This window comes from Sphingomonas sp. LY29 (assembly GCF_035593985.1).
In the GTDB taxonomy this organism is placed as follows: domain Bacteria; phylum Pseudomonadota; class Alphaproteobacteria; order Sphingomonadales; family Sphingomonadaceae; genus Sphingomicrobium.
The window spans coordinates 1,564,166-1,589,626 of sequence record NZ_CP141587.1; the positions used below are offsets into that span (position 1 = coordinate 1,564,166).

Here is a 25,461-nt window from a genome sequence, read left to right on the forward strand (position 1 = left end):
TTCGCGCCTTGCGGGCCGCCGATTTGCCGACCGGATTTCCGCCCCGCCGCCCCTTCGCGAACTAAGTCGAAACCACTCCACTTACCCTCAGGATAATCACCCCTCATGGCCTCCGACCAGAACCAGAACGACTATGGCGCCGACCAGATCAAGGTCCTCAAGGGCCTCGACGCGGTGCGCAAGCGGCCGGGGATGTACATCGGCGACACCGACGATGGATCGGGCCTCCACCACATGGTGTTCGAGGTCAGCGACAATGCGATCGACGAGGCGCTCGCGGGCCATTGCGACCGCATCCTGATCCAGCTCAATCCCGACGGGTCGGTCACGGTCGAGGACAACGGCCGCGGCATCCCGACCGGAATCCATGCCGAGGAAGGCGTCTCGGCGGCCGAGGTCATCATGACCCAGCTCCACGCCGGCGGTAAGTTCGAAAACACCAGCGACGACAACGCCTACAAGGTGTCGGGCGGCCTCCACGGTGTCGGCGTCAGCGTCGTCAACGCGCTGTCCGAATTCCTCGATCTCACCATCTGGCGCGACGGCGAGGAGCATTTCATGCGCTTCGCCCACGGCGACGCGGTCGCCCCGCTCAAGGTCGTCGGCCCGGCGCCCGAGGGAAAGAAGGGCACCCGCGTGACCTTCCTGCCCAGCCCGTCGACCTTCAAGATCACCGAATTCGACTTCGAAAAGCTCGAGCATCGCTATCGCGAGCTCGCCTTCCTCAACTCGGGCGTCCGCCTCGTCCTCGCCGACGCGCGGCACGAGGAGCGGGTCGAGCATGAACTGTTCTACGAAGGCGGGATCGCCGCATTCGTGAAATATCTCGACCGCGCCAAGTCGCCGCTGTTCCCCGAACCGATCGCCATCTCGGCGGTACGCGACGGCATCGGCATCGACGTCGCGCTCGAATGGAACGACAGCTATTACGAAAATGTCCTGCCGTTCACGAACAACATCCCGCAGCGTGACGGCGGCACGCACATGGCCGCGTTCCGCGCCGCGCTGACCCGCACGCTCAACAATTACGCCGAAAAATCGGGGATGCTCAAAAAGGAAAAGGTCACGCTGACCGGCGACGACATGCGCGAAGGCCTTACCGCCATCGTTTCGGTCAAGCTGCCCGATCCCAAGTTCAGCAGCCAGACCAAGGACAAGCTGGTCAGCTCCGAAGTGCGTCAGCCGCTGGAATCGCTGATGAGCGACAAGATGGCCGAATGGCTCGAGGAAAATCCGGCCAACGCCCGCTCGATCATCCAGAAGACGATCGACGCCGCCGCGGCGCGCGAAGCCGCGAAGAAGGCGCGCGAGCTGACCCGCCGCAAGGGCGTGATGGACATCGCCTCGCTGCCCGGCAAGCTCGCCGACTGCCAGGAACGCGATCCGGCCTTGAGCGAACTGTTCCTGGTCGAGGGCGACAGCGCCGGCGGCTCGGCCAAGCAGGGCCGCAACCGCCAGAACCAGGCGATCCTTCCGCTTCGGGGCAAGCTGCTCAATGTCGAGCGCGCACGCTTCGACCGCATGCTGTCGAGCCGTGAAATCGGAACGATCATCCAGGCGCTCGGCACCTCGATCGGCCGCGAGGAATTCAACCTCGCAAAGCTGCGCTATCACAAGATCGTGATCATGACCGACGCCGACGTCGACGGGGCGCACATCCGCACCCTGCTGCTCACCTTCTTCTACCGCCAGATGCCCGAGCTGATCGAGGCGGGTCACCTCTACATTGCGCAGCCGCCGCTCTACAAAGTCGCGCGTGGCCGGTCGGAGGTCTACCTCAAGGACAATAGTGCGCTCGACGAATATCTGGTCGACGCCGGGCTCGACGGCATGGTGCTCGAAACCGCCGACGGCCCGCGTTCGGGCAAGGACCTGCGAACGCTGGTCGAACATGCCCGCCGCGTCCGCACGCTGATGGCCTATGCGCCCAAGAAGTACGACTATGCCCTGCTCGAAGCGCTCGCGCTGTCGGGCGCGCTCGCGCCCGATCTCGGCGCCGACCGCCGCCGCGATCTGATCGCGACAGTGGCGGGCTGGCTCGGCAAGGGCGACTTGGAGGCCGAATGGTCGGGCGAGCTAGCGGCCGAGGGTGGCTACATGCTCAAGCGGCGCTGGCGCGGCGTGACCGACGCCTACATCATCGAACCGACCTTCCTCGCCTCCGCCGAAGCGCGCAAGCTCCACACGCTCGCCGCCGAACAATCGGCGACCTACGCCAAGCCGGCGGTGCTCAAAACGCTCAAGAAGGGCAGTGGTGCAACTCCCGTCCAACAAGATCCGCTCGTCCTGAGCGAAGTCGAAGGGCGCGTGGAAGGCGAAGAGCAAGTCAGCGACGAAGCCGAGACCAAGGGCAAGACCATCCCGATCACCCGCCCGTCCGAGCTGCTCGAAGCCGTCCTCGTCGCGGGCCGCCGCGGCCTCAGCATCCAGCGCTACAAGGGCCTTGGCGAAATGAATGCCGAGCAATTGTGGGAAACCACGCTCGACCCCGCCAATCGCTCGCTGCTCCGCGTCGAGGTCACCCAGGCCGACATCGCCGACGAAATCTTCACGCGTCTGATGGGCGACGTCGTCGAACCGCGCCGAGAGTTCATCCAGGAGAACGCTCTCTCCGTCGCGAACCTCGACGTTTGAGGAACACCGGGGGGCGGCAACGGTTGGCGCTGCGATGACCGCGTCCCCCACCATCACCGTCGCGTCGTACAATATGCGCAAAGCGATCGGGATTGATCGCAAGCGTAACCCCGACCGCATCCTCGACGTGCTCCGGCAGATCGACGCCGACGTCGTCGCGCTGCAGGAGGCCGACAAGCGCTTCGGGACGCGCGCATCGGCGGTCCCGCACGAGCTGATCGACGGCCACGGCCTCTATAAGCCGGTCGAATTCGGGGTCAGCCATTCGCGGCTCGCCCACGCCTTTCCGTTCGGCGAGCGGCTCGAAACGCGCCTCGGCCTCGCAACCCGCAACCTCGGCTGGCACGGCAATGCGTTGCTGGTGAAGCGCGATGTCGAGGTGATCGACATGGAAGCGCTGCACCTGCCGACGCTCGAACCGCGCGGTGCGGTGATGGCCGAGCTCGACGTGCGCGGGCAGCATTTGCGCGTGATCGGCATGCACCTCGACCTCAGCGGGCTGTGGCGGCGGCGGCAGGTACGCAGCATCATCGCCCACCTCGCCAAGCGCCACCGGCCGATGCCGACCGTGCTGATGGGTGACACCAATGAATGGCGCGCCGCGGGCGGATGCCTGGGCGAGTTCGGCGACTGCTACCGGATCGCGCCGACCGGCCCCAGCTTCCACAGCCGCCGCCCGATCGCCTCGCTCGACCGAATCCTGGTCCATACCTCGCTCAGGATCGAGGCCGCCGGCGTCCATGCCAGTCCCGAAGCGCGCAAGGGCAGCGATCACCTGCCGGTGTGGGCACGGCTCGGCGTCTGACGGTCCGGCTTAGATAAGACTGGAAATGTAGGAAATTTCTTGTCAGCCTCGCGTGGCGCACTGGTTAAATCAGCCCCGGATGCCCGCGACGCGTAAGTTCGCAAATCAGGCCTCAAAAGTGGCCTCACTCCACGAACTTTGTGAACTTAACCGCCCGCCATCTTTCGCTGGCGGCGGCGCTGGATCGACGATCCGATCCCCATCGCCTCGCGATATTTGGCGACCGTCCGCCGGGCGAGGTCGAACCCCTGCGCCTTCAACAGGTCGACCAGCGTGTCGTCGCTCAGTATCTCCTCCTCGGCCGCGATCAGCTTGCCGATCGCGGCCTTGACCGCCTCGGCCGCCGCGCCCTCGCCGCTGTCGCTGCCGACGCCCGATCCGAAGAAATACTTCAGCTCGAACTGCCCGCGGTCGCACGACAGATATTTGTTCGAGGTCACCCGGCTGACGGTCGATTCATGCATCCCGATTGCCTCGGCTACCTTCGCCAGCGTCAGCGGGCGCATCTCGGCCACCCCGCGCTCGAAGAAGCCCTGCTGGGCGCGCACGATCTCGGTCGCGACCTTGACGATCGTTTGCGCGCGCTGGTCGAGCGCCTTCACCAGCCAGTGCGCGCTCGCCAGCGATTCCGACAGCCACGCCTTCGACGCCTTGTCGGTTGCCCCCGCCTTCAGCTCGGCATGATAGCGGCGGTTGACCAGCACGCGCGGAAGCGCGGCGTTGTTGAGCTCGACCCGCCAACCCTCCTTCGTCCGCCGCACGAACAGGTCGGCGACGATCGCCTCAGGCTCCTTCGTGACGAAGCGGCAGCCGGGCTTGGGATCATAGGTGCGAAGCTCGCGCACCATGTCGGCGAGATCCTCTTCATCGACCCCGCAGATGCGCCGAAGGTCCGTCATCCGCCCCCGCGCGAGCAGGTCGAGGTTCGCGATTAGCCGCGCCATCGCCGGGTCGTAGCGGTCGGCCGCCTTGGCCTGCAGCGCGATGCACTCCTCCAGGCTCCGTGCGGCGATGCCCGGCGGGTCGAGCGATTGCACCAGCGCCAGCGCAGCCTCGGCCTCGCGCATCGTCCCGCCGATTTCCTCGGCGATGACCGACAGGTCGGTGTCGAGGTAGCCCGTCTCTTCAAGCTCGTGGACGATCGCCGCCGCCAGCCGCCCCTCGGTCCCGCCGACGCCATGAAGCTGCGCCATCAGATGCTCGCACAGCCCGCTCTCGCACGCCTCCAGCCGGTCAAAGTCGAACGCCTCGCCGCCGCCGCTGCCGCTGCCGACATCGGCCAGGCTGTCGGTCTCCAGCGCGCTCTCGCGCCAATCGATGTCGACCGGGCTGTCGTCGGTCCCCGCCATTCGCCCGATCAGTTCGTCGGCGCCGGTCGGGTCGATTGCCTCGTCGCCAGTCTCGCGGTCGGGGCGAACGATCACGTCGTCGGGGGTCGCGCCCTCGGACGATCGCGCCTCGAGCAATGGGTTCTTGGCCAATTCCTCGGCGATGACCGCTTCGATTTCGAGGTTGCTGAGCGCGAGCAGCTTGATCGCCGCCTGCAGCTGCTGGCTCATCACCAGCGACTGCGACACCCGAATGTCGATACGCGGACCCAGCCCCATGGCCGCTATTCTAGCACGTTAGAGCGCGAAGCTTTCGCCGAGATAGAGCCGGCGGACATTCTCGTCGGCGACCAGCGCCTGCGGCGTTCCTTCGAACAGCACCTGGCCATCGTAGATGATGCAGGCGCGGTCGACGATATCGAGCGTCTCGCGCACGTTATGGTCGGTGATCAGCACGCCGATGTCGCGCTGCTTCAGTTCCTTGACCAGGTCGCGGATGTCGCTGATCGAAATCGGGTCGATGCCCGCGAACGGTTCGTCGAGCAGCATGATCGACGGATCGGCCGCCAGCGCGCGCGCGATCTCGCAGCGGCGCCGCTCGCCCCCCGACAGCGCCATCGCCGGTGAAGTGCGCAAGCCCGTCAGGCCGAACTCGCCAAGCAATTGCTCAAGCCGGTCGGAGCGGGTGGCGCGGTCGGGCTCGGTCACTTCGAGCACCGCCAGGATATTCTGCTCGACCGTCATCCCGCGGAAGATCGAGGTTTCCTGCGGCAGATAGCCGAGCCCGAGGATCGCGCGGCGATACATCGGCAGCTGGGTTATATCGCGCTGGTCGAGGAAGATGCGGCCGGCGTCGGGACGGACGAGCCCCATCACCGAATAGAAGCAGGTCGTCTTGCCCGCGCCGTTGGGGCCGAGCAGGCCGACGACTTCGCCTCGCGACACGCTCAGGCTGACGTCGTGAAGCACCGCGCGCTTGTCATACGCCTTGGCGATCGAGCGCACTTCGAGCCCGCGCACGGGCTGACCCGACACCGCGGGCGCGCTCGCCTCGGGCTCGACCAGGAGCGCTTCGTTCATCGTGTCTAGTTGCGCTGCGGCACGGTGAAGCGGCCGGTGACCCGTCCGCCGCGTTGGTTGATGCCGCGCACCCCGCCGTCCATCACGGCGCGTCCGGTGTCGAGGTCGAGCGTCAGCCGCCCGCCGGTCAGATAGGAGGCGCCGCGGTCAAGGCGGACGTTGCCGACCATCGTGATCAGCCCCTTGTTGAGGTCGTAGACGGCGAAGTCACCGCGCGCGGTCTCGCTCGGGCTGGTCACCGTCACGCCGCCGCTGGCGTCGATGCGGTTGATGTCGATCCCGTCGGTGTTGGCATAGGCCAGCGTCAGCCGTGCCGTGCGGAGCGTGAGGTCGCCCTGCCGGACGACGACGTTGCCCGCGAAGATTGCGCGGTCAGCACGATCCTGTGCTTCCGCGCGGTCGGCGGAAAGGTCGATCGGCGCCTTGCTGTTGTGGCCTTTAAGCGCCGACACTCCGCTCTGCGCGCCGGCCATCCCCGCGCCGAACAGCGCGGTGGCGATGGCGGCAATCAGGATCGGCGAACGCTTCATGCCCCTCATCTGACCGCCCCTTGCCGGATTTTCAAGCGCACGCCCTGATCGAGCGTCACCGTGCGAGCCTCAAGGTCGGCGCTGAGCCGACCCGCGCTGAATTCGCCAAGCTCCATCGTCCCCGTTACCGCGCCCTTCGACTGCATCCGGCGCGAGCCCATGTCGACCGTCACGTCGCGGGTGTTGAGGCTATAGCCGTCGGGTCCGGCGACCTGCACCGGGCCGTCGATCGACACCTGTTCGTTGTCGAGGTCGTAGCGGCCACGCAGCGCATCGATGCTGACCGCCCCGCGCGGCATCGCCAGGCTGGCACGAATGCCCTCGATCGACACGATCGGCACGTCGCTCGACGGCTGGACCGCGCGGTTGGCGACGACTTCGAACGCTTGGTTCTTTTCGTCGCGGCCGACATAGCGCGCCGATTCGACCCGCATCCGCTCGGCGGCCTCGTCGACCTTGTTCTTGTCGAGGATAAAGCTGACTTCGCCCTTCTGTTCGAACGGCGCGATCGCAAGCAACAGCACCAACCCGCCGATCACGATCGGCAGGCCGAACTTGGCCGCCCGGACCGTCTTGTCGTGACGGCTCCCCGGTTCGGCCCAGTGGCGCTTGATCGCGCGATCCTTGGTGGCGGCGTCGGACATTGGGTTTAGCTGTGCGCGAAGATGTCGTCTTCGGCCCAGCCGGCTAGGTCGAGCAGCGCGCGCGCCGGAAGAAAATCGAAGCAGGCCTGCGCCAGCTCGACCCGATTCTCGCGCTCCAGCCGGATGTCGAGCTTGGCTTTCAACTGGTGGAGATAGCGCACGTCGCTCGCGGCATATTCGCGCTGCGCGTCGCTGATCTCGGCCGCGCCCCAGTCGCTGGTTTGCTGCTGCTTCGACAGGTCCTGGCCAAGCAATTCCTTGACCAGTTCCTTCAGGCCATGGCGGTCGGTGTAGGTGCGGATCAGCTTTGACGCGGTGCGCGTACAATACAGCGGCGCGGCCATGATGCCGAGGTAGGCCCGCATGATGGCGATGTCGAACCGCGCGAAATGGTAGAGCTTCAAGCGCTCGGGATCGGCCAGCAGCTTCTTCAGGTTCGGCGCGGCATAGTCGCTGTCGGGACCGAATCGCACGAGATGCTCGGTGCCGCTGCCGTCAGACAGTTGCACCAGGCACAGCCGGTCGCGGCCCGGGATCAGGCCCATCGCCTCGGTATCGACCGCGATCGCCGCGTCGGGCGCGAACAATTCACCGGCGGGAAGATCTTCTTCGTGAAAGTGGATGCTCATGATTTGACGCGTTTCCTCATAAGGCGTGCCCTGACCTCGGGCGCCTGAACGCGGCGTGACGGCGCGCAGGATTGCCTGCCTTAATCGCAATTTGGTCGGTGCTGCCAGCCTTTACCATCGAATCACTAGGATAGCCGCCGTTTTTCCTGTAGAGACTCGCGCCATGCGTGCGGACAATTCCGCGCGGGTGACCGGTTGCGCCATGCCCAGCGCGTTGGTTTTTCGATGACGGGGCAGAAGAGAGTTTGGATTTCCATGGGGTTCGATCGAGGGCGTAAGGGTGACCGCGGTGGTCGCGGCCGTGACAAGCGCGACGGTTTTGGTGGTGGCGACGAAAGCTTCGGCGGCGGTGACCGCGGCGGTTTCGGTGATCGCGGCGGCTTCGGCGGCGGTCCGGGCGGCGGCTATGCCGGCCCTGGCGGCGGCGGTGGCGGTGGCTATCGCGGCGGCGGTGGTGGCGGCGGCTACGGCGGTAACGCCGGCGGCGGTGGCGGTTATCGTGGCGGCGGCGGTGGCGGCGGCTTCGGTGGCGGCGGCGGCGGTGGTTTCGGCGGCGGTGGCGGCGGCGGCGGTGGATTCCGCGGCGGCGGTGCCGGCGGCGGCATGCCTCCCCAGGTCGTTGGCGAAGGCAAGGGCATCGTCAAATTCTTCAACCCGCAAAAGGGCTTCGGCTTCATCGTCCGTGACGATGGCGGCGAAGACGTGTTCGTCCACATCTCGGCAGTCGAGCAGGCAGGCCTGACCGACCTGGCCGACGGCCAGCCGGTGGACTTCACGCTCGTCGATCGCGGTGGCCGCATTTCGGCGACCAACCTGAAGATCGACGGCGAGCCGATGGAAGTCGTTCGCACCGGTGCCCCGGCACCGCGCGAAGGCGCCCCTCGCGATGCCGCCGGCGGTGGCTTCGGCGGACCGCAGCGTCAGCTGACCGGCGAAAAGGCGCAGGGCACCGTCAAGTTCTTCAACGCGATGAAGGGCTTCGGCTTCATCAGCCGCGATGACGGACAGGCCGATGCCTTCGTCCACATCTCGGCGGTCGAGCGCGCCGGCCTGCCCACGATCAACGAGGGCGACCGGTTCGAGTTCGACATCGAAGTCGATCGTCGCGGCAAGTTCGCCGCGGTCAACCTGTCGCCCCTCCAGGGCTGATCGGTCGATCCGACAAGAATGGGCCCGCCCGGAGCGATCCGGGCGGGCTTTTTCGTGGGCATCGATTGGGGCATGAACTGCCGATGCACCTCGAACCCGCCCGGCCCGACGACATCCCCACGCTCCATGCGCTGATCGAAAGCGCCTATCGTGGCGAGAGCGCGCGGCAGGGCTGGAGCCACGAGGCCGACCTGCTCGATGGTCAACGCACCGATACCGAGGCACTCACCGACACGATTGCCGATCCGGCGCAGCGCTTGCTGGTGCTTCGCGATGGCGACCGCATCGACGGCTGCATCGCGCTGACCGACAAGGGGGAAGGGCTGGTCTATGTCGGCATGGTCACGGTTGCTCCCGATCTGCAGGCGGGCGGGATCGGCCGGATGCTGCTCGCGGCGGCCGAAGACCGTGCCCGCGAAGATTTCGACGCGACTCGGGCGGAAATGACGGTGATCGAACAGCGCGCCGAACTGATCGCCTGGTATGAACGGCGCGGGTATCGCCTGACCGGCGAGCGCCGCCCTTTTCCCGCTACTGACCCGCGCTTCGGCCTTCCCAAGCGCGACGACCTCGCCTTCGTGGTGCTCGAAAAACCGCTCTAGGTCGCCAGCGCCAACAGCGTCTCGACGCGATCGGCCTCGTGCGCCGGCTTGTCATCGCGGATTCGGCTGATCCGGGGAAAGCGCATCGCCAATCCCGACTTGTGCCGCTTCGACGCGTGGATCGAATCGAACGCGACTTCGAGGACGAGCGACTTTTCGACCTCGCGCACCGGTCCGAAGCGATTGAGCGTGTTGTTGCGAACGAACTTGTCGAGCCACTTCAGCTCTTCATCGGTGAAGCCGAAATAGGCCTTGCCGACCGGCAGCAATTCGCCCGCCTCGTTCCAGCAGCCGAAGGTGTAGTCGCTGTAGTAGCTCGATCGCTTCCCTGACCCGCGCTGCGCGTACATCATCACGCAGTCGGCGGTGAGCGGGTCGCGCTTCCACTTGTACCATAAGCCGACGCGGCGCCCGGCGACGTAGGGCGAATCGCGGCGCTTGAGCATCATGCCCTCAACGCCCTCGTCGCGCACGCCGGCGCGCTTTTCCTCAAGCGCTTCGAAGCTGTCGGCCTCGATCAGGCGCGACAGGTCGAAGCGGTCGCTGTCGAGACTGGCGACGAACGCTTCGAGCCGCGTGCGCCGGTCCTCCCAGCCTAGCGCGCGCAGATCCTCGTCGCCGTCGAACAGGATGTCGTACAGTCGGACGAAGGCAGGGAATTGGCCCTGCACCTTGGCGCTGACGTTCTTGCGGCCGAGCCGCTGCTGGAGCGCGTTGAAGCTGGCGGCGGCGCCGCCGTGCGAATCGGCGCCCTGCGTTTCGCCGCGCACCAGCAATTCGCCGTCGAGCACGCCCTTGGTCGCGAACGCCTCGGCAATGTCGGGAAAGCTTCCCGAAATGTCGTCGCCGGTGCGGCTGTAGAGGCGCGTGTCGCCGCCGGCGTGGACCAGCTGGATGCGGATGCCATCCCATTTCCACTCGGCGGCATAATCGGCGAGATCGACGCGGCCCTCGTCGAGCGGATGCGCGAGCATGAAGGGCCGGAACACCGGGATGTCCTTGGCGGTCGGCTGCTCGGCGCGGCCTTCGCCCCAGTCGAACAGTTCGGCATAGGGCGGCTTTAACCCGTGCCATACCTCCTCGACCTGCTCGACGTCGAGGCCGAAGGCGTCGGCCAGCGCCTGCTTGGCCAGCCGCGCGGAAATGCCGACGCGCAGCGCGCCGGTGGCGAGCTTGAGGATCGCGAATCGCCCCGACGCGTCGAGGTGATCGAGCATGTCGGCAAGGACCTTCGGCGCGTCGGACCGACTGGCGCTGCGAAGCCGGTCGACCGCGTCGCTAAGCCGGATCGAGCCGTCGTCGACCTCGCCCGGCTCGCCTTCGGGGGCTGGCCACAGCAGCGACACCGTCTCGGCCATGTCGCCGACATAGTCGCGGCTCATCTTCAGAAGCACCGGGTCGATCCGCTCCTCCGCCAGCGCGCGGACCACCGCCGGCTTCACCGCGGGAATGTCGAGGGTACTCGTCAGCGCCGCGAGCGCGAGGCCGCGATCGGGATCGGGGGTGGACTTCAAATAGTCGCCGATCAGCGTCAGCTTGCTGTTGCGCGATCGCGTGTAGACGAGGTCGTCGAGCAGCTGGGAAAAGGCGCGCATTCCGCCTCAATGCATGAGGGCGGCGCTTGGGTTCCTCAGTGGAGCCGGATCGCCAGCGCGGCGAGGATCGATTCGCGGTCGGCGGCGCGGTCGCTGTCGAGCGCTTCGTCCATGTGGTCGAGGCAGGCGCGCGTCGCCTGCGCATGGCCCGGCATCATCGCATGGTGCGCGCCATAGTCGGCCAGCCCCTCCAGCGCGGTCAGCCCATGGTCGGCGGCCAGCGCACGGATCGCTTCCATCCGCGCGGCGATGTCCACTGGACGAAGTCGCGAGACGCGACGTTCGATGTCGGCGATGCGATCGCCGATTCGGGCGCGGACGATGTTGAGCGACTCGGAAGCGGCCATGACGTTGAATCCTCGTTGGGAGGATCACCGTCGCCGAAAATGGTTAACGCCGAGTCAAAAACCGCGTCGAACCCTGAGGTTACTTCGGTCTCGCCTCGCGCTTTTGCTCGATCTGCTTGGCCAGTTGCTCCCACTCATACCGAGTGCGGCATTCGACGCGGCCATTGGACTTGCGGACGAGGCAGGGCCGCGACCGGAGCGTGTCGCTGGGGGGCTGGCTGCTCATCGCCAGATTGCTGAAGTGACGGGCCGAGCCGGTCGAGACGCTTCCGCCCACGGTCTGCGACCAGGCCGGCGCGCAAGCGGCGGAGACGATCGCGAGGGCGCATAATGACTTCATCATAAGCAACTCCTTCGTTCGGCATGGATACATGAGGCGCGTCCTGCGGTAAATCGACGGTCGCTGGCGCGGGTGTCGGCTGCCTTGACTTTTGACCCCTGCGCCGCCATTGGGCGCGGGTTCGGGCGGCGTCATGCGCCGCCTTCATATTTTCTAGCGCACCAGGATATTTGCGATGGCCAAGCCGGCAACCATCAAGATCAAGCTCGTCAGCACGGCTGACACCGGCTTTTTCTATGTGACCAAGAAGAACCCGCGCAACACGACCGAGAAGATGTCGTTCCGCAAGTACGACCCGGTCGCGCGCAAGCATGTCGAATTCAAGGAAGCGAAGATCAAGTAACCCGTCAGGGTTGCCCCGGCTCCGCGCCGGGGTCGATCTTCTGCCTATCGATCGGGGCGGTCTCGGAAACGAGGCCGCCCGATTCGTTTGGCGCTTCCTCGGCGTCGCCGACAGGGCCGTCTTCCAGCAATTGGTCGACCGTCTCAGCGAATTTCATCACCGAAATCGGTTTGGCGACATAGGCCTGCGCGCCCGCGGCGCGGATTCGCTCGTCGTCGCCCGCGGCCGAATAAGCGGTCACCGCCATGATCGGGACCCGCTTCAACTCATCGTCGGCGCGAAGCTGCTGCATCAATTCGATCCCGCTGATGTGCGGAAGCTGGATGTCGGTAATCACCAGATCGGGGTGGAACGCCCGCGCCGCGTCGAGCGCTTCGCGGCTGTCGGTGACCGGTTCGGTCTCATGCCCGTGGGCGGTCAGCAGGTCGCAGAACAACTTGATGTTCAGGGCATTGTCCTCGACAACCAGGATCCTGGCCAATAGCTAAACCCCTGACAATCGAACGCGTGACTTCCCGACAGATAGGCGATGTTGACCCATCCGACAAATGACCCAGAGGCGCTTGCCCTGGCCGCGCTGGCGGCGACGCTTAGCGACGAGCGCCGCGCGCGCCGCTTCCTCGACCTGACCGGGCTTGAGGTCGACGAGCTTCGCGAGCGTGCCGGCGAGACCTCGATCCTCGCCGCGACGCTCGAATTCCTGGAGAATCACGAGCCCGACCTGATCGCGGTGGCCGATGCGATCGGCGTCGCCCCGACGGTGCTGGTTGCGGCGCGATCGGAGCTTGAACGATGAACCGCCCGCTGTTGATCACCGATTGCGACGAAGTGCTGTTGCACATGGTGTCGCACTTCGACCAATGGCTCGACGAGGCGCACGGGCTCGACTTCGCGTTCGAACGCGGCGGCTTCGGCGAGGCGATGACCGACAAGGTGACCGGCGAGCCGGTGGCAATCGAGCGCGTGTGGCCGTTGCTCGGCGAATTTTTCGAAACGCAAATGCATCGCCAGACGCTCGTCCCCGGCGCGCTCGACGCGCTGGGACGGATCGGCGAAGTCGCCGACATCGTCATCCTGACAAACATCCCCCAACTGGCGCACCCGTGGCGAGTCGACCAGCTCGCCAGCCACGGCATCGCGCACGAAGTAGTGTGCAATTCGGGCGGCAAGGGCGTTCCGGCACGCGAGATTGCCGAGCGCCACCGCGCCACCCGCGCCGCCTTCGTCGACGACCTGCCGGTTCACCATGCCTCGGTCGCCAAGCACGCGCCGGAGATTCACCGACTGCACATGGTCGCCGAGCCGCGGCTGGCCCCGGTCGTTCCCAAGGCCGAGGAAGCCGAGGCGCGAATCGACGATTGGCCGACCGCGACGGGCTGGCTGCTGGAAAGGCTGACCGCATGACCAAGACCGCTTTCATCACCGGCGGAACGTCGGGAATCGGCGAAGCGACCGCTCGGCGCCTCGTTGCCGACGGCTGGCAGGTGATTGTCACCGGGCGGCGCCGCGACCGGCTCGACGCGCTGATGGCGGATCTGGGCGCAGGATGTCATCCGCTGCCGCTCGATATGCGCGACGTCGCGGGGATCGAGCCTGCGATCGCGAGCCTGTCCGAACAGTTCCGCCGCATCGACCTGCTGGTCAACAACGCCGGGCTCGCCCCGCCGATGACCGACCTGCAGAATGCGGAGCAGGCGCCGATCGACACGGTGATCGACACCAATGTCGCCGGGCTGGTCGCACTGACCCGCGCGCTGTTGCCGACGCTGATCGAGACGAAGGGCGCCATCATTAACCTGTCGTCGGTCGCCGCGACCTATCCGTACAAGGGCGGCGCGGTCTACGCCGGGACCAAGGCGTTCGTTCGCCAGTTCGGGCTCGGCCTGCGCTGCGACCTTGCCGGGACCGGAGTGCGCGTCACCTCGATCGAACCGGGCATGGTCGAGACCGAATTCACGTTGGTCCGCAACGGCGGCGATCAGGCGGCGAGCGATGCGCTTTATGCCAACATGAACCCGATGACCGCCGAGGACATCGCCGAGACGATCGTCTGGGTGGCGACGCTGCCCGCGCACCTCAACATCAACGCACTGGAATTGATGCCCGTCAGCCAGAGCTGGGGCGGTTTCGCGGTGACCCGCGAGGCTTGACCTAGGCAGGCCAAGGGTGTTGAGCGCGGGTCATGAGCATCGATCAGCGCCTTGCCGAACTCGGCATCACCCTCCCCGCCGCTGCCGCCCCGGTGGCCAGCTACGTCCCCTTCGTCGAGGCCAATGGCCTGCTGCACGTGTCGGGGCAGATCAGCTTTGCCGAAGACGGCAGCCTGATTACCGGCCGGCTGGGCGAGACGATGGACCTTGAAGCGGGACAGGCCGCGGCGCGTCGTTGCGGAATCATGCTTCTGGCGCAGCTGCGCAACGCGCTCGGCTCGCTCGACCGCGTCGAGCGGATCGTGAAGCTTGGCGTGTTCGTCAATTCGACCGGCGATTTCACCGACCAGCCCAAGGTCGCCAATGGCGCGTCGGAACTGATGCAGGACGTGTTCGGCGAAGCCGGCCGTCATGCCCGCTCGGCGGTCGGCGTTCCGGTGCTTCCGCTCGGCGTCGCGGTCGAAGTGGATGCGGTCGTCGCGATCCGCGCCTGATCCACTTGAGCCCGGCCCCGCCGGGTTCGCGCATCGCGGCGTTCATCGCTGGCCCGAAATCCCGGAGAACAGCCTCGCCGCGGCCGCGGCCGCAATCGAGATGGGCGCCGGGATCGAATGCGATCTCCGGCTGACCGCCGACGATGAAATCGTCGTCTTCCACGACAAAGATGCGAGTCGGTTGTGCGGCAACCCCGCTCTGATCCGCGACCTGACCCTGGCCGAGGTGGCATCGCTTCGGGTCGCGGGCGAACCGGTCCCGACGCTTGGCCAGTGGCTCGACCTCGTCGATGGGCAGGTGCCGCTACTGCTCGAAGCGAAGGTCGACGGGAACGTGGCGCGGTTCGGGGCGGCGCTGGTTTCGGCGCTGCGCGATTATCGCGGGCGCGTCGGCGTGATGAGCTTCGACCCGCGCCTGATCCGCTGGCTGGCCGCCAATGCCATCCTCATTCGCCGCGGGCTGGTCGTCCGGGACAGTTTGCCCGACTTCAAGCGTTGGGTGGCGATGAACCTCGCCGACCCGCACTTCATCGCCGTCGACCGTCATTGCCTCGGCAAGCGCTGGGTCGAGGACGCGCGCCGCGACATGCCGGTGTATAGCTGGACGATTGCGAGTGCCGAGGAACGGCAGGCGACCGCGCCTTTTGCCGATGCGCTGATCTGGGAAGCCGATGGCCGACCGTGAAGCGGCGCTGACCGCGCGGATCGCGTCGGGGTTCGGCGCGATCGAGGCCAGTGAGTGGGACGCGCTCGCCGGGACCGGTGACCCGTTCCTGCGCCACGCCTTCTTCAACCTGCTCGAAACGTCGGGGAGCGTCGGGGCCGAGCAGGGCTGGAGCCCGCTTCCCATCCTGGTCGATCGTGACGACCGCGCGGTGGCGGCCGTGCCGGGCTGGCTGAAGACGCACAGCCAGGGGGAATATGTCTTCGACCATGGCTGGGCCGACGCGTGGGAGCGCGCCGGCGGGGACTATTATCCCAAGTTGCAGGTCGCGGTGCCGTTCACGCCATGCCCGGGGCGGCGACTGCTGGGCTCGTCGCCCGACGCCGCGCTGTCGGCGATCGAGGCGGTGACGGTCCAGAACCAGCTATCGTCGGCGCACATTACCTTCCTGACCGACGACGAGGCCGATCGCGCCCAGACGCGCGGCTGGCTTCGCCGCGACGGGCTGCAATTTCACTGGCACAATCGCGGCTACTCCGATTTCGACGACTTCCTAGCCGCGCTGTCGAGCCGCAAGCGCAAGGTCATTCGCAAGGAGCGGGCGGCGGCAGTCGAGGGGCTCGAGGTGCGGACGCTTCGCGGCGCCGACATCGATCGCGAGGCGGTCGCCGCGATGTGGCGCTTCTACCAGGACACCGGCAGCCGCAAATGGGGTCGGCCCTATCTGACGCGCGCTTTCTTCGACGGAATGGTCGCGGCCATGGGTGACGCGCTGCTGATGTTCATGGCGTATCGCGATGGACGGCCCATCGCCGGTGCGCTCAACTTCGTCGGGGCGGATGCACTCTACGGGCGCTATTGGGGCGCGGAGGAGGAAGTGCCGTTCCTCCATTTCGAGCTGAGCTATTATCGCGCGATCGAGTGGGCGATCGCCAACCGGTTGCCCGCGGTTCAGGCCGGGGCGCAGGGCGAGCATAAGCTGGCGCGCGGCTATGAGCCGGTGATCACCCCCTCGGTCCACTACATTCCCGATCCCGGCTTCCGCCGCGCGATCGCCGACTTCCTGGTGCGCGAGCGCGAAGCGGTGGCGCAGGAACGCGAATGGGCGATGGCCGCCTTGCCCTACCGCTCGACGCCCTCGGCATAGACGGCGACGCGGCGACCCTCGGGCCCAGCAACACCGCGATACATGCCGGGCGTGGTGAACCCCCACGCGGCCTCGCCCGATGGCGACACGGCGATCAGCCCGCCGGTGCCGCCAAGCGAGCGAACGTCGGCCAGCACCGCGTCGAGCGCGGTCTGCAGGCTTTCTCCGCCGATGCGGATTCGCGCGGCCAATTCATGCGCGGCGGCGGCGCGGACGAAGGCTTCGCCAAGTCCGGTGGCGCTGACGGCGGCGGCGCGGTCGTCGGCGTAGGTGCCCGCTCCGATCAGCGGCGAATCGCCGATCCGGCCCCAGCGCTTGGCGGTGAGGCCGCCAGTCGACGTCGCGGCGGCGACATGGCCTGCCGAATCGACCGCGACCGCGCCGATCGTCCCATATTTGATGTCGGCATCGAACGCGCCGCCCGCCGCCATGACCTTTTCCAATTGCGCCCGGCGAAGCGGGGTTTCGAACCAACTATTGTCGACCTGCTCCAGCCCATGGTCGCGCGCGAATCTGTCGGCGCCGGTGCCGGTCAGCAGGACGTGGGGGCTATGCGCCATCACCGCGCGCGCCGCGCTGATCGGCGCGCGCGTCGTCCGCAAACCCGCGACCGCGCCGGCACTCCGGTCGCGCCCGTCCATGATCGCCGCGTCGCAGTCGATATGGCCCTCGGCGGTGAGCACGCTGCCGCGTCCAGCGTTGAAGGCCGGATCGTCTTCCAGCACCCGCGCCGCCGCTTCGACCGCATCGAGCGCGCTGCCGCCAGCAGCGAGAACCTTCTCACCCGCGTCGAGCGCCGCTTCCAGTCCGGCGCGCGCCGCTTCTTCCTGTTCGGGCGAAACGGTCTCAGGCCGCATCGCGCCCGACCCGCCGTGGATCATCAGTTTCCAGCTCATGGCGCCGCCCTACCGCCACGAAGACCTTCGCGCCACCACTTGCGCACGCTTCAAAATGATATTAAATAGATATCAGTTTAACAGGGAGGGACTCATGGCCGACTCGGCAAATTTCGCACTGAACAGCAGCCGGGAGCGCACCGCGTCGACCGGCAGCGGGTATATCATGCTGCTCGTCCTGCTGGCGGTCATCGCGTTGCAGGTGTTCGGGGTCGTGAGCCTTGCCAACGATCGCCATGGGGCCTTGGAGATCGCGGCGACGGTGATCTCGCCGCTGCTACTGCTGTTCGTCGCGTGCGGCTTCTACATGCTGCAGCCCAATCAGGCGGCAGCGATCACCCTGTTCGGCGACTATAAGGGCAGCGACCGGTCCACCGGGCTTCGCTGGGTCCTGCCGTGGATGATCCGCAAGAAGGTTTCGGTCCGCTCGAACAACTTCATTTCCGAGCGGATCAAGGTCAACGACCTGCGCGGCAACCCGATCGAGATGGCGGCGCAGATCGTTTGGCGCGTGGTCGATACCGCACAGGCGCTGTTCGACGTCGACGATTACAAGGAATTCGTGAAGGTTCAGGTGGAGGCGGCGATCCGCACCATCGGCTCGCGCTACCCTTACGACGACTTCGCGCACATGGAAGTCACGCTTCGCGGCAATCATGACGAGGTCGGGGCCGAGCTTCGCGAGGAGCTGATCGCGCGCCTGTCGGTCGCGGGGATCACGGTCGACGAATGCGGCTTCACCCACCTTGCCTATGCGCAGGAAATCGCCGGGGCGATGCTTCGTCGCCAGCAGGCGCAGGCGGTCGTCGCGGCTCGACAGACGCTCGTCGAAGGTGCGGTCGGCATGGTCGAGATGGCGCTGTCGATGCTGAGCGAGAAGAATGTGGTCGAGCTTGACGATGAGCGTCGCGCGGCGATGGTCAGCAATCTGATGGTGGTGCTGTGCGGCGAACGCGACACGCAGCCCGTCGTCAACGCCGGCTCGCTCTACCAGTAAAGCAGCGACTTGGCCGACGCCCGCAAATCCTACCCGCTAAGGGTCGACCCGGCGCTGTGGGCCGCGATCGAGCGGCTCGCCGCGACCGAGCTGAGGTCGGTCAACGCGCAGGTCGAATGCCTGCTGCGCGAGGCGATGAAGGATCGCGGGGTCAAGCTGGCCGCGCCCAAGCCGGTCCGGCGCGGCCGGCCACCGAAGGAGGATAGCAATGAGTGATCGACTCGAGTGGTTTTCGGCGAAGAAGCGTGGCTATGGCGCCGGCCTTCCGATCGCGTGGCAAGGCTGGGCGCTGATGGTAGGTTACATGGTCGTCGTGCTTGGTGCCGGGCTTTTCCTCGCCGATCGCAGCGTACTAGGCTTCATTTCGGTGATCGTGCCCGCGACCCTGCTATTTCTGTTCGTCTCCGCCAAAACCACCCGCGGCGGCTGGCGTTGGCGTTGGGACCGGCTGGACTAGTTTCGACGGGCAGGCGGCGCCTTTCCCTCGGGGCCGAGCGCGTCGTCGAGCAGGCGGGCGAGGCGAAGTCCACCGGCGGTGACGTTCTCGCGCACCAACGGGATCAACGCCTGCACCTCGGCCTCGTCGAGCACCGGTCGGCCCGGCGCGACGGTCCCACAGGGGTCGCCGACGGTGGTCTTGTAGGCAAGGTCGCGCGACTTCGCCCACATCTCTCGGCTCCACTCCTCGACCGTCCCGCCGGCGATGCGCTCACGTTCGGCAGGGGCGATGGCGGCCAACAAATTCGACGGTCCCGCCGGCGGGGTGGTGATGGCGCGCTCGGCCAACCAGCCGTCCCAGATGCTGTGCAGATTGGTGCGCCCGCCGATCAGCCCGTAATTGGCCGCGACGCGGTTGCCGCCAAGATCGCCATGATCGCCCGCGTGCATCGGCTGATGAAGATCGCCGACGAAATGGATCAGGTTCGCCAAGGCAATGACCTTTTCGCGGGTCGGGACCTTGGCATCGGCAAGCAGGCGCGCGTTGCGCTCGACCTGCGCCGACACGCAATTGCCGTCGCGGCACGGACCCTTTAGGTCAAACGGCTTGCACACGTCGACGTTCTGGTAGTGCCACGGCGCGGTGTAGTTGAACCGCTCGAGCGGGCGGACGCAGTCGGCCCAGACGCTCGCGGTTTCCAGCGTGTTGATCGGACAGTCGGGGGTTTCGACCGATCGGCCCTGGCGCAGCAGCGCGGCAACCCTGGCCCGCGTTGACGGGCGCATCTGCTCCCACGCGATCCGGGCGACGCTTTCGTGGCCATATTCCCAATAAGCGGCGGCGGGAGTCGCGGCGAACAGGGCGAGTGCGCCGGCGAGCGCGGCGAAAAGACGATTCGGCATGGTTAGCGCTGTAGCGACTTCGCCGCGGATTTCAGCTTGATATCGACAGGTCGTGTTGCTGATTGACGAGCCGCCATTCGCTGAGATCCGCGAACATCGCGCGTGCCGCCTGCTCGGTCAGGTCGGCGACGCGGCTCAAGCCGAGCGCGGGGCGTCGCAATTCCCGCGACAGGTCGCCGAGCGCCGTGGCGGTCGCGTCTGATCGAAGCGCGCTTCCGCCGAAATCTCCCTGGAAACGGATTCCGAAGACGGCGGTGCCGACAGCCGGCAGCCCCGCCGACACCAGGGTCAGCCAGTCTTGCCAGCGATCGACCCACTGCGGGGCGAGCACCAAGGCGGCGATCGTCGCCACGGATGCCAGCAGCGTGACGATGAAGATCGTCGCGCTGACCCGTTCGAGCCGTTCGTCGAGCGCCATGATCTGGCGGCTGTTCCGGCGGTGATAGGAAACCTGCGGATCGACCTCATGCGTTGCGATCGACGCTGCGATCCGAGACACCTCCGCCGCTGTCACGGCTCCACTGGCGCAGCCCATCGCGCGCCATACGGCGGTTGCATACCATTCGGTCCATCTTCGCGAGACCGGGTTGCTTGCGCTTCCCGGCGGGTCGGGGGCGGCGATGCCGATCAGTTTCAGGCTTCGAAAGGGACGAAGGCGCTCGGCAAGTTGGCGATAGTCGAGCCAGCGCCGGTGCCATTCGCGGGCGACGCCGACCCGCGTGTTGACGATGATGGTCAGCGCCAGCACGAATTCGATCGCTGCCAGCCACAGGCGCGCTTCGGCGAACAGGAATCCGCCGAGCCCGATCAGGACCGCGCTCGCGGCGAGGACGAAGTTCAGGACGTGCCCGCTGCGATATGTCTGGGCGTACCGGCTGGCGAGGCGATCGCTCCAGCGGTGGGTGTCGCCGACCAGGTCGAGCGGGACGGCCACGCCGTGCCGCCCCGCGCAACCCGCACAGCCGTGATGCCAGTCGCGGTCGCCAGCCGACTCCGATGCCGTTTCCCGAAGCGTCGCCCATCCGAGGCGGGACACGCCGGTCGCCGCCAGCAGCATCGGATATTCGAGCCGAAGCCGCCAGTTGCGCCGTCGTTCGCGACCGAACCGTTCAAGATAGCCGCGTTCGCGCGGGTCGATCGGTGGCGACAAGAGCGTGACCAGCAGTGCGTCGACTTGGTCACGATCGAACCGCCGTCGGTCGATGTCGCTGCTGTGGCTGGTAATCACCGCCGGATCGTAAGCGCTCCAGATCAGCGTCATCGGCGCGGCGGGGTCGATCGGGATCTGGAGGACCGGTGTCCCGCGCGCGATTGCCCATTCGACCACTTCGCCGGTTCCGCCGCGACCGCGCGGGAATTGGCCGTCCCACACCGCGATCAGGATATCGGCCTGCGCCACTGTCGCGCGGCCGGCCATGACATAGGCCTGTAGCGGCTGCCGAAGATCGCCCGGAAGTTCGAACCGGCACGCCGCCTTGTCGAGCAGGCGTTCGAACGATGCGCGCGCGGCATCGGGCAAGGTCTCGCGATAGGTGGCGACCGCGAAGGGCAGGATCGCCTGCAGCGCGAAGCCGCGATCGATCGCCGACTGAGCCGCCATCTGGTCCGCGCCGTCGGCGAGTGGCGAGACCAGCGACAGCAGTGGCGATGACGCGTCGAACCAACGCCGCTCGCGTTCGTGAAGCGCGAGCGCCGACGCTTTTAGCGCGTCGATCGCCTCGTCGATCCGCGCGCCGGTCGATGCCCGATGCGGCGCGATCAGTTCTTCGCGGTGACCGACGATGCCCAACGTCATTGCGAACGGCGGCAGGGGCGGGGACTGCCCCCGCGCCATGCCGCCTTCGGTCATCCTCGTCAGACGCTGCCGCCGTTTCGGATAATCGGATCGTAGTTATAGGGCGGGCCCGACTTCGACCGATCGCCGTCAAAGCGCAGCGCATAGTGCAGGTCGACCGCACCGCCTTCGTTGCGGTCATGGATGGTCAGCTTCTTGCGATTCAGGTCGACGTCGGAATGCGCGATCTGCCCATTGCCGTTGCCCGGACCTGACGGGCACGATCCGACTGCGATCCAGATTGCGTCGGTCGGGTCGTCGAAATAGCGGAGCTTCAGGCCGGTCTTGTCGTCGAGGTCGAATATGAGGTGATGCGCACCGCTTCCGCGCGGAAGGTCGATCGGCCCGCTGCCTTTGTTGCCATTGGGCATCTTCCAACCGCACTCGAATTTTACCTCGCCGTCGTCCAGCGTGGCGACGACGTCGATGTGGACCTTGTTGGCCATCGACGGCGACGGACTGTTTCCCATTTCCAGCGACATTGTCAGCTTCCTCCCTGTTGAACGGCGGTGAGATAGGTCGGCTCGCGGTAGCCCATCGCCGAGAGGCGGCGGGCCAAGTCACTTGCCTCCGCGCCACGGTTGAGCCGACGGAGCAGGACCACGTGCTCGGCAATCTCGCGCGGGGTCTGTTCGACGTTGGCCGGCCAGTTCGTCGCGGCGCGCTGCCATGCACCGAGCGCTTGCTCGCGTTGCCCGGCTTTCGTCAGAGCTTGGCCCAGCGTCAGGTCGGCGGTGGCGAGCGCGAAGCCGCGATCGATCGGATTGGCGTGGCCGCGTGCGATCGCGAGCGCTTGCCGCGACAGGTCGGCCGCCTCCGAATTCCGCCCGCTGCCGAGCGCGACCCGCGCCTTGGTCGTCAGGCAAGTGAACTGCATCGTGGTGCGCCACTTGGTGACGCTGCGGTCGCGATCGATCAGTCGGCGTGTCACGTCGCACGCCCGCCCTGCCGAAGCGGCGGCCGCATCGGCGCGTCCGGAAGCCAGTTCGAGCGCGGCGCGATCGAAGTCGGCGCCCGCACCCGCTTGCAGCCACTCGGTATTGTTCGCCTCTGTCCGCGTCAGCCACTGGCCGATCGCCGATGCCTGCCCGGCCTGCGCAAGCGCCTGCGGCATCTGACCCTTGGCGGCGAGGAGGCGAGCGATCGCGCGGCGGGCGGTCAATTCCATCCGCCGGACGTCGGTATCACCGCGATTGGCGGCCCACAGTCGCGACAACAGCGCGACCTGCCGTTCGCGCAGGGCCAGCGCCTCTTCCAGTTCGCCGGACTTCTCTCGGGCGTCGGACAGCCATGCGAGCGTGTCCGACAACTGCACCTGCGTGTCGCGATTGGTTGGCGTTCGCGCCGCTAGCGCCTCGACCGGGGCAAGGGTGTCCTGATACACCGCAGCCGCCTCGCGATACTTGCGCTGGTCCATCAGCACGGTGCCAAGGTTGGTGTCGGCGTAGATTCGCTCCAGCCGATACTCGTCCCTCGCGGGGGCCAGCGCGATCATTCGATCGGCAAGCGCTCGATATTTGCGAAAAGCGGCGTTGGCCTTGTCGAGGCGACCGCGCTGATAGTCGATGTAGCCGACCCAGAAGACATTCTGCGCATGGTCGAACAGGCCTTGCGGCGCGTCGGGATTGCGCCGCGCGGCTTCCCCCGTGCTGGCCATTGCCTCGCGGTATCGCGCCAGTGCGCCGTCGAGGTCGCCGCGGGTGAACGCCATCTCGCCCATCAGCGTCAGCGCCTTGGCGCGTTGCGCGAGCGCGGCGTCGCCGAGGTTCTTCTGGTCCTGGCCTTCATAATATTCCAGCGCGCGCACCCCGACCGAATCGAGCACGTCGAGACGGCCGAGCGGTTCAAGTTTCTGCCGCAGGTCGCCGAGCATGAAGCCGATCAGCCCCTCCGCCTCGCGCCGCTGGTCGCGAGCCTCGTCGCGGGCCTGGACGGCGGTGTAGGCGAGCCCGCTGGCGACCAGCATCCCCGCGACCGATGCGGCGGTGATCAAGGTCATCCGCCGTTGGCGGCGAAGGACTTCGCGCTGCACCAGGTCGTCGAGCCCGACCCCGAGCATCCCGGCAACAATCTTGAGCAGTCCGGCCTGACGCCCGTCCCCGCTGTCGCGAAGGTCCGCGGCGATCGGCTCGGCCCTCTTGGCGGTCGGCTTCCCGCGGCGGTCGTAATGAACCCTCAGGGCGGGGGGAAAGCATTCTTCCGCCTCGCGCCCCGGCATCGTGCTGGCGTAGGGCTCGCCGTCGATGATGGCGGCCAGGATATGCTCCTCACCGTGGATTCGCTTGAAGCAGTCGATTTCCTCGTCGATCCAGCGCGACGTCGCGGCCTTGGGCGAGCACAGGACGATCAGGAAACGCGATCCGGCGATCGCCTCCTCGATCTCGTCGCTCAGGTCACCCGCGGCGGCAAGCTCATGCCGATCGCGGAAGATGGGGGTCAGGCGATGGGGGACCGGGCCGACCTCGGTCAGGCGACCGACCAGCCGCGGCGGGACCCGGAATCGCTCGAGACGATCGTGCAGCCAGCCGGCCGTTTCCTCGTCGGAATGGCTGTAGCTGAGGAAGGCCATGTAGCGTTGCTGGGGAGAATGGCGACGGGATCGCGATCCGCGCGCACGCGGGCGTCGTCCAATTTGGGTCAGTTCGGTCATCGACCACCCCCGCGCGACTCCGTTAACCGCTATTAGCACGCCACGTTAACTGCAGCGAATCGCGAGGGTGCTTTCGCCCGGCCCACGCACCGCCTATATGCGGCCCATGTCCGCGATCCGTCCGTGGCGCACGATCGAGCGTCGAAAATCCCGTCAGATCATGGTCGGCAACGTTGCCGTCGGTGGCGATGCGCCGGTCACCGTCCAGACGATGACCAACACGCCCACTTCCGACGCCAAGGCGACGATCGAGCAGATCCGCCGCTGCGAAGAGGCTGGCGTCGACCTGGTCCGCGTGTCGTGTCCGGACGTCGAATCGACCACCGCGCTGAAGCAGATCGTCCGCGCGTCGCGCGTGCCGATCATCGCCGACATCCACTTTCACTATAAGCGCGCGCTCGAAGCCGCCGATGCCGGCGCCGCGTGCCTGCGCATCAACCCGGGCAACATCGGATCGGCCGAGCGGGTTCGCGAAGTCGTCAACGCCGCGAAGGCCAACGGCTGCGCGATCCGCATCGGCGTCAACGCGGGCAGCCTTGAGAAGGACCTGCTCGAAAAATATGGCGAGCCGTGCCCGGAAGCGCTGGTCGAGAGCGCGCTCGACCATATCCGCATCCTCGAGGACCATGATTTCCGCGAGTATAAGGTCGCGGTGAAGGCCAGCGACCTGTTCCTCGCGGTTGCGGCCTACAGTCAGTTGGCGGGCGAAGTCGATTGCCCGCTGCACCTTGGCATCACCGAGGCTGGCGGCTTCGTTGGCGGCACGGTCAAGTCGGCGATCGGCATGGGCAACCTGTTGTGGGCGGGGATCGGCGACACGATCCGCGTCTCGCTGTCGGCCGAGCCCGAAGAGGAAGTCCGCGTCGGCTACGAAATCCTGAAGGCGCTCGGCATCCGCAATCGCGGCGTCCGCGTCGTTTCCTGCCCGTCGTGCGCGCGCCAGGGCTTCGACGTCATCCGCACGGTGCAGGCGCTGGAAGAACGGCTGCAGCATATTCGCACACCGATGTCGCTGTCGGTACTCGGATGCGTCGTCAACGGCCCGGGTGAAGCGCGCGAAACCGACATCGGGCTCACCGGCGGCGGCAACGGCAAGCATATGGTGTTCCTGTCGGGGGTCACCGACCACCATGTCCAGGACGCCGACATGATCGAGCATATCGTCAAGCTGGTCGAGGCCAAGGCAGCAGAGATCGAGGCGGGGATCAGCCAGACGCGCGACGCGGCCTGATCGCCGTTTCGCTTGCCCGTCACGCCCGCTA

Annotated in this window: 28 protein-coding genes and 1 pseudogene; 15 read left to right on the forward strand and 14 right to left on the reverse strand. The window is 66.8% G+C overall.

Annotation, left to right across the window (positions count from 1 at the left end; genetic code table 11):
• Positions 1-105: 105 nt before the first annotated feature.
• Entirely contained in the window at positions 106-2,634 is a 2,529-nt protein-coding gene (gyrB, locus tag SH584_RS07950) for a DNA topoisomerase (ATP-hydrolyzing) subunit B (RefSeq protein ID WP_324806130.1), read from the forward strand.
• A 34-nt stretch (positions 2,635-2,668) separates the two neighbouring features.
• Entirely contained in the window at positions 2,669-3,439 is a 771-nt protein-coding gene (locus SH584_RS07955; RefSeq protein WP_322841729.1) for an endonuclease/exonuclease/phosphatase family protein, read from the forward strand.
• A 146-nt stretch (positions 3,440-3,585) separates the two neighbouring features.
• Here the strand turns inward: SH584_RS07955 and rpoN are convergent, their stop codons facing one another.
• Genes rpoN through SH584_RS07980 form a run of 5 tightly spaced genes read right to left on the reverse strand, consistent with a single transcriptional unit; the run spans position 3,586 to position 7,650 of the window.
• A complete protein-coding gene (rpoN, locus tag SH584_RS07960) occupies positions 3,586-5,046 on the reverse strand; it encodes an RNA polymerase factor sigma-54 (protein ID WP_324806132.1) in 1,461 nt (486 codons plus the stop codon).
• Between the two features lie 18 nt (positions 5,047-5,064).
• Positions 5,065-5,847 carry an LPS export ABC transporter ATP-binding protein gene (gene lptB / locus SH584_RS07965; protein WP_322841727.1) on the reverse strand — a complete coding sequence of 261 codons (783 nt, stop codon included), beginning with the start codon at positions 5,845-5,847 and terminating at the stop codon, positions 5,065-5,067.
• 5 nt (positions 5,848-5,852) lie between these two features.
• A complete protein-coding gene (locus SH584_RS07970; protein ID WP_324806135.1) occupies positions 5,853-6,377 on the reverse strand; it encodes an LptA/OstA family protein in 525 nt (174 codons plus the stop codon).
• 5 nt (positions 6,378-6,382) lie between these two features.
• Positions 6,383-7,021 carry an LPS export ABC transporter periplasmic protein LptC gene (gene lptC, locus SH584_RS07975; RefSeq protein ID WP_324806136.1) on the reverse strand — a complete coding sequence of 213 codons (639 nt, stop codon included), beginning with the start codon at positions 7,019-7,021 and terminating at the stop codon, positions 6,383-6,385.
• A gap of 5 nt (positions 7,022-7,026) precedes the next feature.
• Positions 7,027-7,650, reverse strand: a complete 624-nt coding sequence (locus SH584_RS07980) for a ribonuclease D (RefSeq protein WP_324806137.1) — start codon at positions 7,648-7,650, stop codon at positions 7,027-7,029.
• 255 nt (positions 7,651-7,905) lie between these two features.
• On the opposite strand from SH584_RS07980, the gene SH584_RS07985 reads away from it, so the two are divergent.
• A complete protein-coding gene (locus tag SH584_RS07985) occupies positions 7,906-8,799 on the forward strand; it encodes a cold-shock protein (protein ID WP_322841723.1) in 894 nt (297 codons plus the stop codon).
• A gap of 83 nt (positions 8,800-8,882) precedes the next feature.
• On the forward strand, positions 8,883-9,401 hold the full coding sequence (locus SH584_RS07990) for a GNAT family N-acetyltransferase (RefSeq protein ID WP_324806139.1): 519 nt from the start codon (positions 8,883-8,885) through the stop codon (positions 9,399-9,401).
• Here SH584_RS07990 and SH584_RS07995 read toward each other — a convergent pair.
• The 3 genes from SH584_RS07995 to SH584_RS08005 form a co-directional block, all read right to left on the reverse strand.
• Positions 9,398-10,996, reverse strand: coding sequence for a cisplatin damage response ATP-dependent DNA ligase (locus SH584_RS07995; RefSeq protein ID WP_324806141.1), 1,599 nt, complete (start codon positions 10,994-10,996; stop codon positions 9,398-9,400). The two genes, SH584_RS07990 and SH584_RS07995, sit on opposite strands and share 4 nt — an antisense overlap.
• A gap of 35 nt (positions 10,997-11,031) precedes the next feature.
• Positions 11,032-11,343: a hypothetical protein gene (locus SH584_RS08000; RefSeq protein ID WP_322841720.1), complete on the reverse strand. Its 312-nt coding sequence runs from the start codon at positions 11,341-11,343 to the stop codon at positions 11,032-11,034.
• A 79-nt stretch (positions 11,344-11,422) separates the two neighbouring features.
• A complete protein-coding gene (locus tag SH584_RS08005; protein WP_324806143.1) occupies positions 11,423-11,686 on the reverse strand; it encodes a hypothetical protein in 264 nt (87 codons plus the stop codon).
• Between the two features lie 172 nt (positions 11,687-11,858).
• On the opposite strand from SH584_RS08005, the gene rpmG reads away from it, so the two are divergent.
• Positions 11,859-12,026, forward strand: a complete 168-nt coding sequence (gene rpmG, locus SH584_RS08010) for a 50S ribosomal protein L33 (RefSeq protein WP_322841718.1) — start codon at positions 11,859-11,861, stop codon at positions 12,024-12,026.
• A gap of 124 nt (positions 12,027-12,150) precedes the next feature.
• On the opposite strand, the pseudogene SH584_RS08015 reads toward rpmG, so the two are convergent.
• A pseudogene (locus SH584_RS08015) lies at positions 12,151-12,498 on the reverse strand (response regulator); the annotation flags it as partial.
• Between the two features lie 57 nt (positions 12,499-12,555).
• Between SH584_RS08015 and SH584_RS08020 the strand changes: the two are divergent.
• Genes SH584_RS08020 through SH584_RS08045 form a run of 6 tightly spaced genes read left to right on the forward strand, consistent with a single transcriptional unit; the run spans position 12,556 to position 16,481 of the window.
• Positions 12,556-12,822: a DUF3572 family protein gene (locus SH584_RS08020; protein WP_324806146.1), complete on the forward strand. Its 267-nt coding sequence runs from the start codon at positions 12,556-12,558 to the stop codon at positions 12,820-12,822.
• Positions 12,819-13,430 carry an HAD family hydrolase gene (locus SH584_RS08025; protein ID WP_324806148.1) on the forward strand — a complete coding sequence of 204 codons (612 nt, stop codon included), beginning with the start codon at positions 12,819-12,821 and terminating at the stop codon, positions 13,428-13,430. Before SH584_RS08020 ends, SH584_RS08025 begins: the two co-directional genes overlap by 4 nt.
• Entirely contained in the window at positions 13,427-14,176 is a 750-nt protein-coding gene (locus tag SH584_RS08030) for an SDR family NAD(P)-dependent oxidoreductase (protein WP_324806150.1), read from the forward strand. Before SH584_RS08025 ends, SH584_RS08030 begins: the two co-directional genes overlap by 4 nt.
• A 32-nt stretch (positions 14,177-14,208) precedes the next feature.
• On the forward strand, positions 14,209-14,670 hold the full coding sequence (locus SH584_RS08035; RefSeq protein ID WP_324806153.1) for a RidA family protein: 462 nt from the start codon (positions 14,209-14,211) through the stop codon (positions 14,668-14,670).
• The gene (locus tag SH584_RS08040; RefSeq protein WP_324806155.1) at positions 14,645-15,355 is read left to right on the forward strand and encodes a glycerophosphodiester phosphodiesterase family protein; all 711 of its coding nucleotides are present in this window, start codon (positions 14,645-14,647) and stop codon (positions 15,353-15,355) included. The genes SH584_RS08035 and SH584_RS08040 overlap by 26 nt, the downstream gene beginning before the upstream one ends.
• The gene (locus tag SH584_RS08045; RefSeq protein ID WP_324806157.1) at positions 15,342-16,481 is read left to right on the forward strand and encodes a GNAT family N-acetyltransferase; all 1,140 of its coding nucleotides are present in this window, start codon (positions 15,342-15,344) and stop codon (positions 16,479-16,481) included. Before SH584_RS08040 ends, SH584_RS08045 begins: the two co-directional genes overlap by 14 nt.
• Here SH584_RS08045 and SH584_RS08050 read toward each other — a convergent pair.
• Positions 16,457-17,377 carry an isoaspartyl peptidase/L-asparaginase family protein gene (locus SH584_RS08050; protein ID WP_324806159.1) on the reverse strand — a complete coding sequence of 307 codons (921 nt, stop codon included), beginning with the start codon at positions 17,375-17,377 and terminating at the stop codon, positions 16,457-16,459. The two genes, SH584_RS08045 and SH584_RS08050, sit on opposite strands and share 25 nt — an antisense overlap.
• Positions 17,378-17,471: 94 nt before the next feature.
• Here SH584_RS08050 and SH584_RS08055 point away from each other — a divergent pair, with 94 nt between their 5' ends.
• The 3 genes from SH584_RS08055 to SH584_RS08065 are packed head-to-tail and all read left to right on the forward strand — an operon-like array spanning position 17,472 to position 18,831.
• A complete protein-coding gene (locus tag SH584_RS08055; protein ID WP_322841710.1) occupies positions 17,472-18,374 on the forward strand; it encodes an SPFH domain-containing protein in 903 nt (300 codons plus the stop codon).
• A gap of 9 nt (positions 18,375-18,383) precedes the next feature.
• Positions 18,384-18,590, forward strand: a complete 207-nt coding sequence (locus SH584_RS08060; protein WP_322841709.1) for a type II toxin-antitoxin system antitoxin — start codon at positions 18,384-18,386, stop codon at positions 18,588-18,590.
• Positions 18,583-18,831, forward strand: coding sequence for a hypothetical protein (locus tag SH584_RS08065; RefSeq protein WP_324806160.1), 249 nt, complete (start codon positions 18,583-18,585; stop codon positions 18,829-18,831). Before SH584_RS08060 ends, SH584_RS08065 begins: the two co-directional genes overlap by 8 nt.
• Here SH584_RS08065 and SH584_RS08070 read toward each other — a convergent pair.
• The 4 genes from SH584_RS08070 to SH584_RS08085 are packed head-to-tail and all read right to left on the reverse strand — an operon-like array spanning position 18,828 to position 24,199.
• On the reverse strand, positions 18,828-19,715 hold the full coding sequence (locus tag SH584_RS08070; RefSeq protein ID WP_324806161.1) for a S1/P1 nuclease: 888 nt from the start codon (positions 19,713-19,715) through the stop codon (positions 18,828-18,830). The genes SH584_RS08065 and SH584_RS08070 overlap by 4 nt on opposite strands.
• A gap of 31 nt (positions 19,716-19,746) precedes the next feature.
• Positions 19,747-21,549: a DUF4231 domain-containing protein gene (locus SH584_RS08075; protein ID WP_324806163.1), complete on the reverse strand. Its 1,803-nt coding sequence runs from the start codon at positions 21,547-21,549 to the stop codon at positions 19,747-19,749.
• A gap of 20 nt (positions 21,550-21,569) precedes the next feature.
• Entirely contained in the window at positions 21,570-22,031 is a 462-nt protein-coding gene (locus SH584_RS08080; protein WP_324806165.1) for a hypothetical protein, read from the reverse strand.
• Positions 22,032-22,033: 2 nt separating this feature from the next.
• On the reverse strand, positions 22,034-24,199 hold the full coding sequence (locus tag SH584_RS08085; protein ID WP_324806166.1) for a toll/interleukin-1 receptor domain-containing protein: 2,166 nt from the start codon (positions 24,197-24,199) through the stop codon (positions 22,034-22,036).
• A 97-nt stretch (positions 24,200-24,296) separates the two neighbouring features.
• On the opposite strand from SH584_RS08085, the gene ispG reads away from it, so the two are divergent.
• The gene (gene ispG / locus SH584_RS08090; RefSeq protein ID WP_416385123.1) at positions 24,297-25,430 is read left to right on the forward strand and encodes a flavodoxin-dependent (E)-4-hydroxy-3-methylbut-2-enyl-diphosphate synthase; all 1,134 of its coding nucleotides are present in this window, start codon (positions 24,297-24,299) and stop codon (positions 25,428-25,430) included.
• The last annotated feature ends 31 nt before the right edge of the window (positions 25,431-25,461 follow it).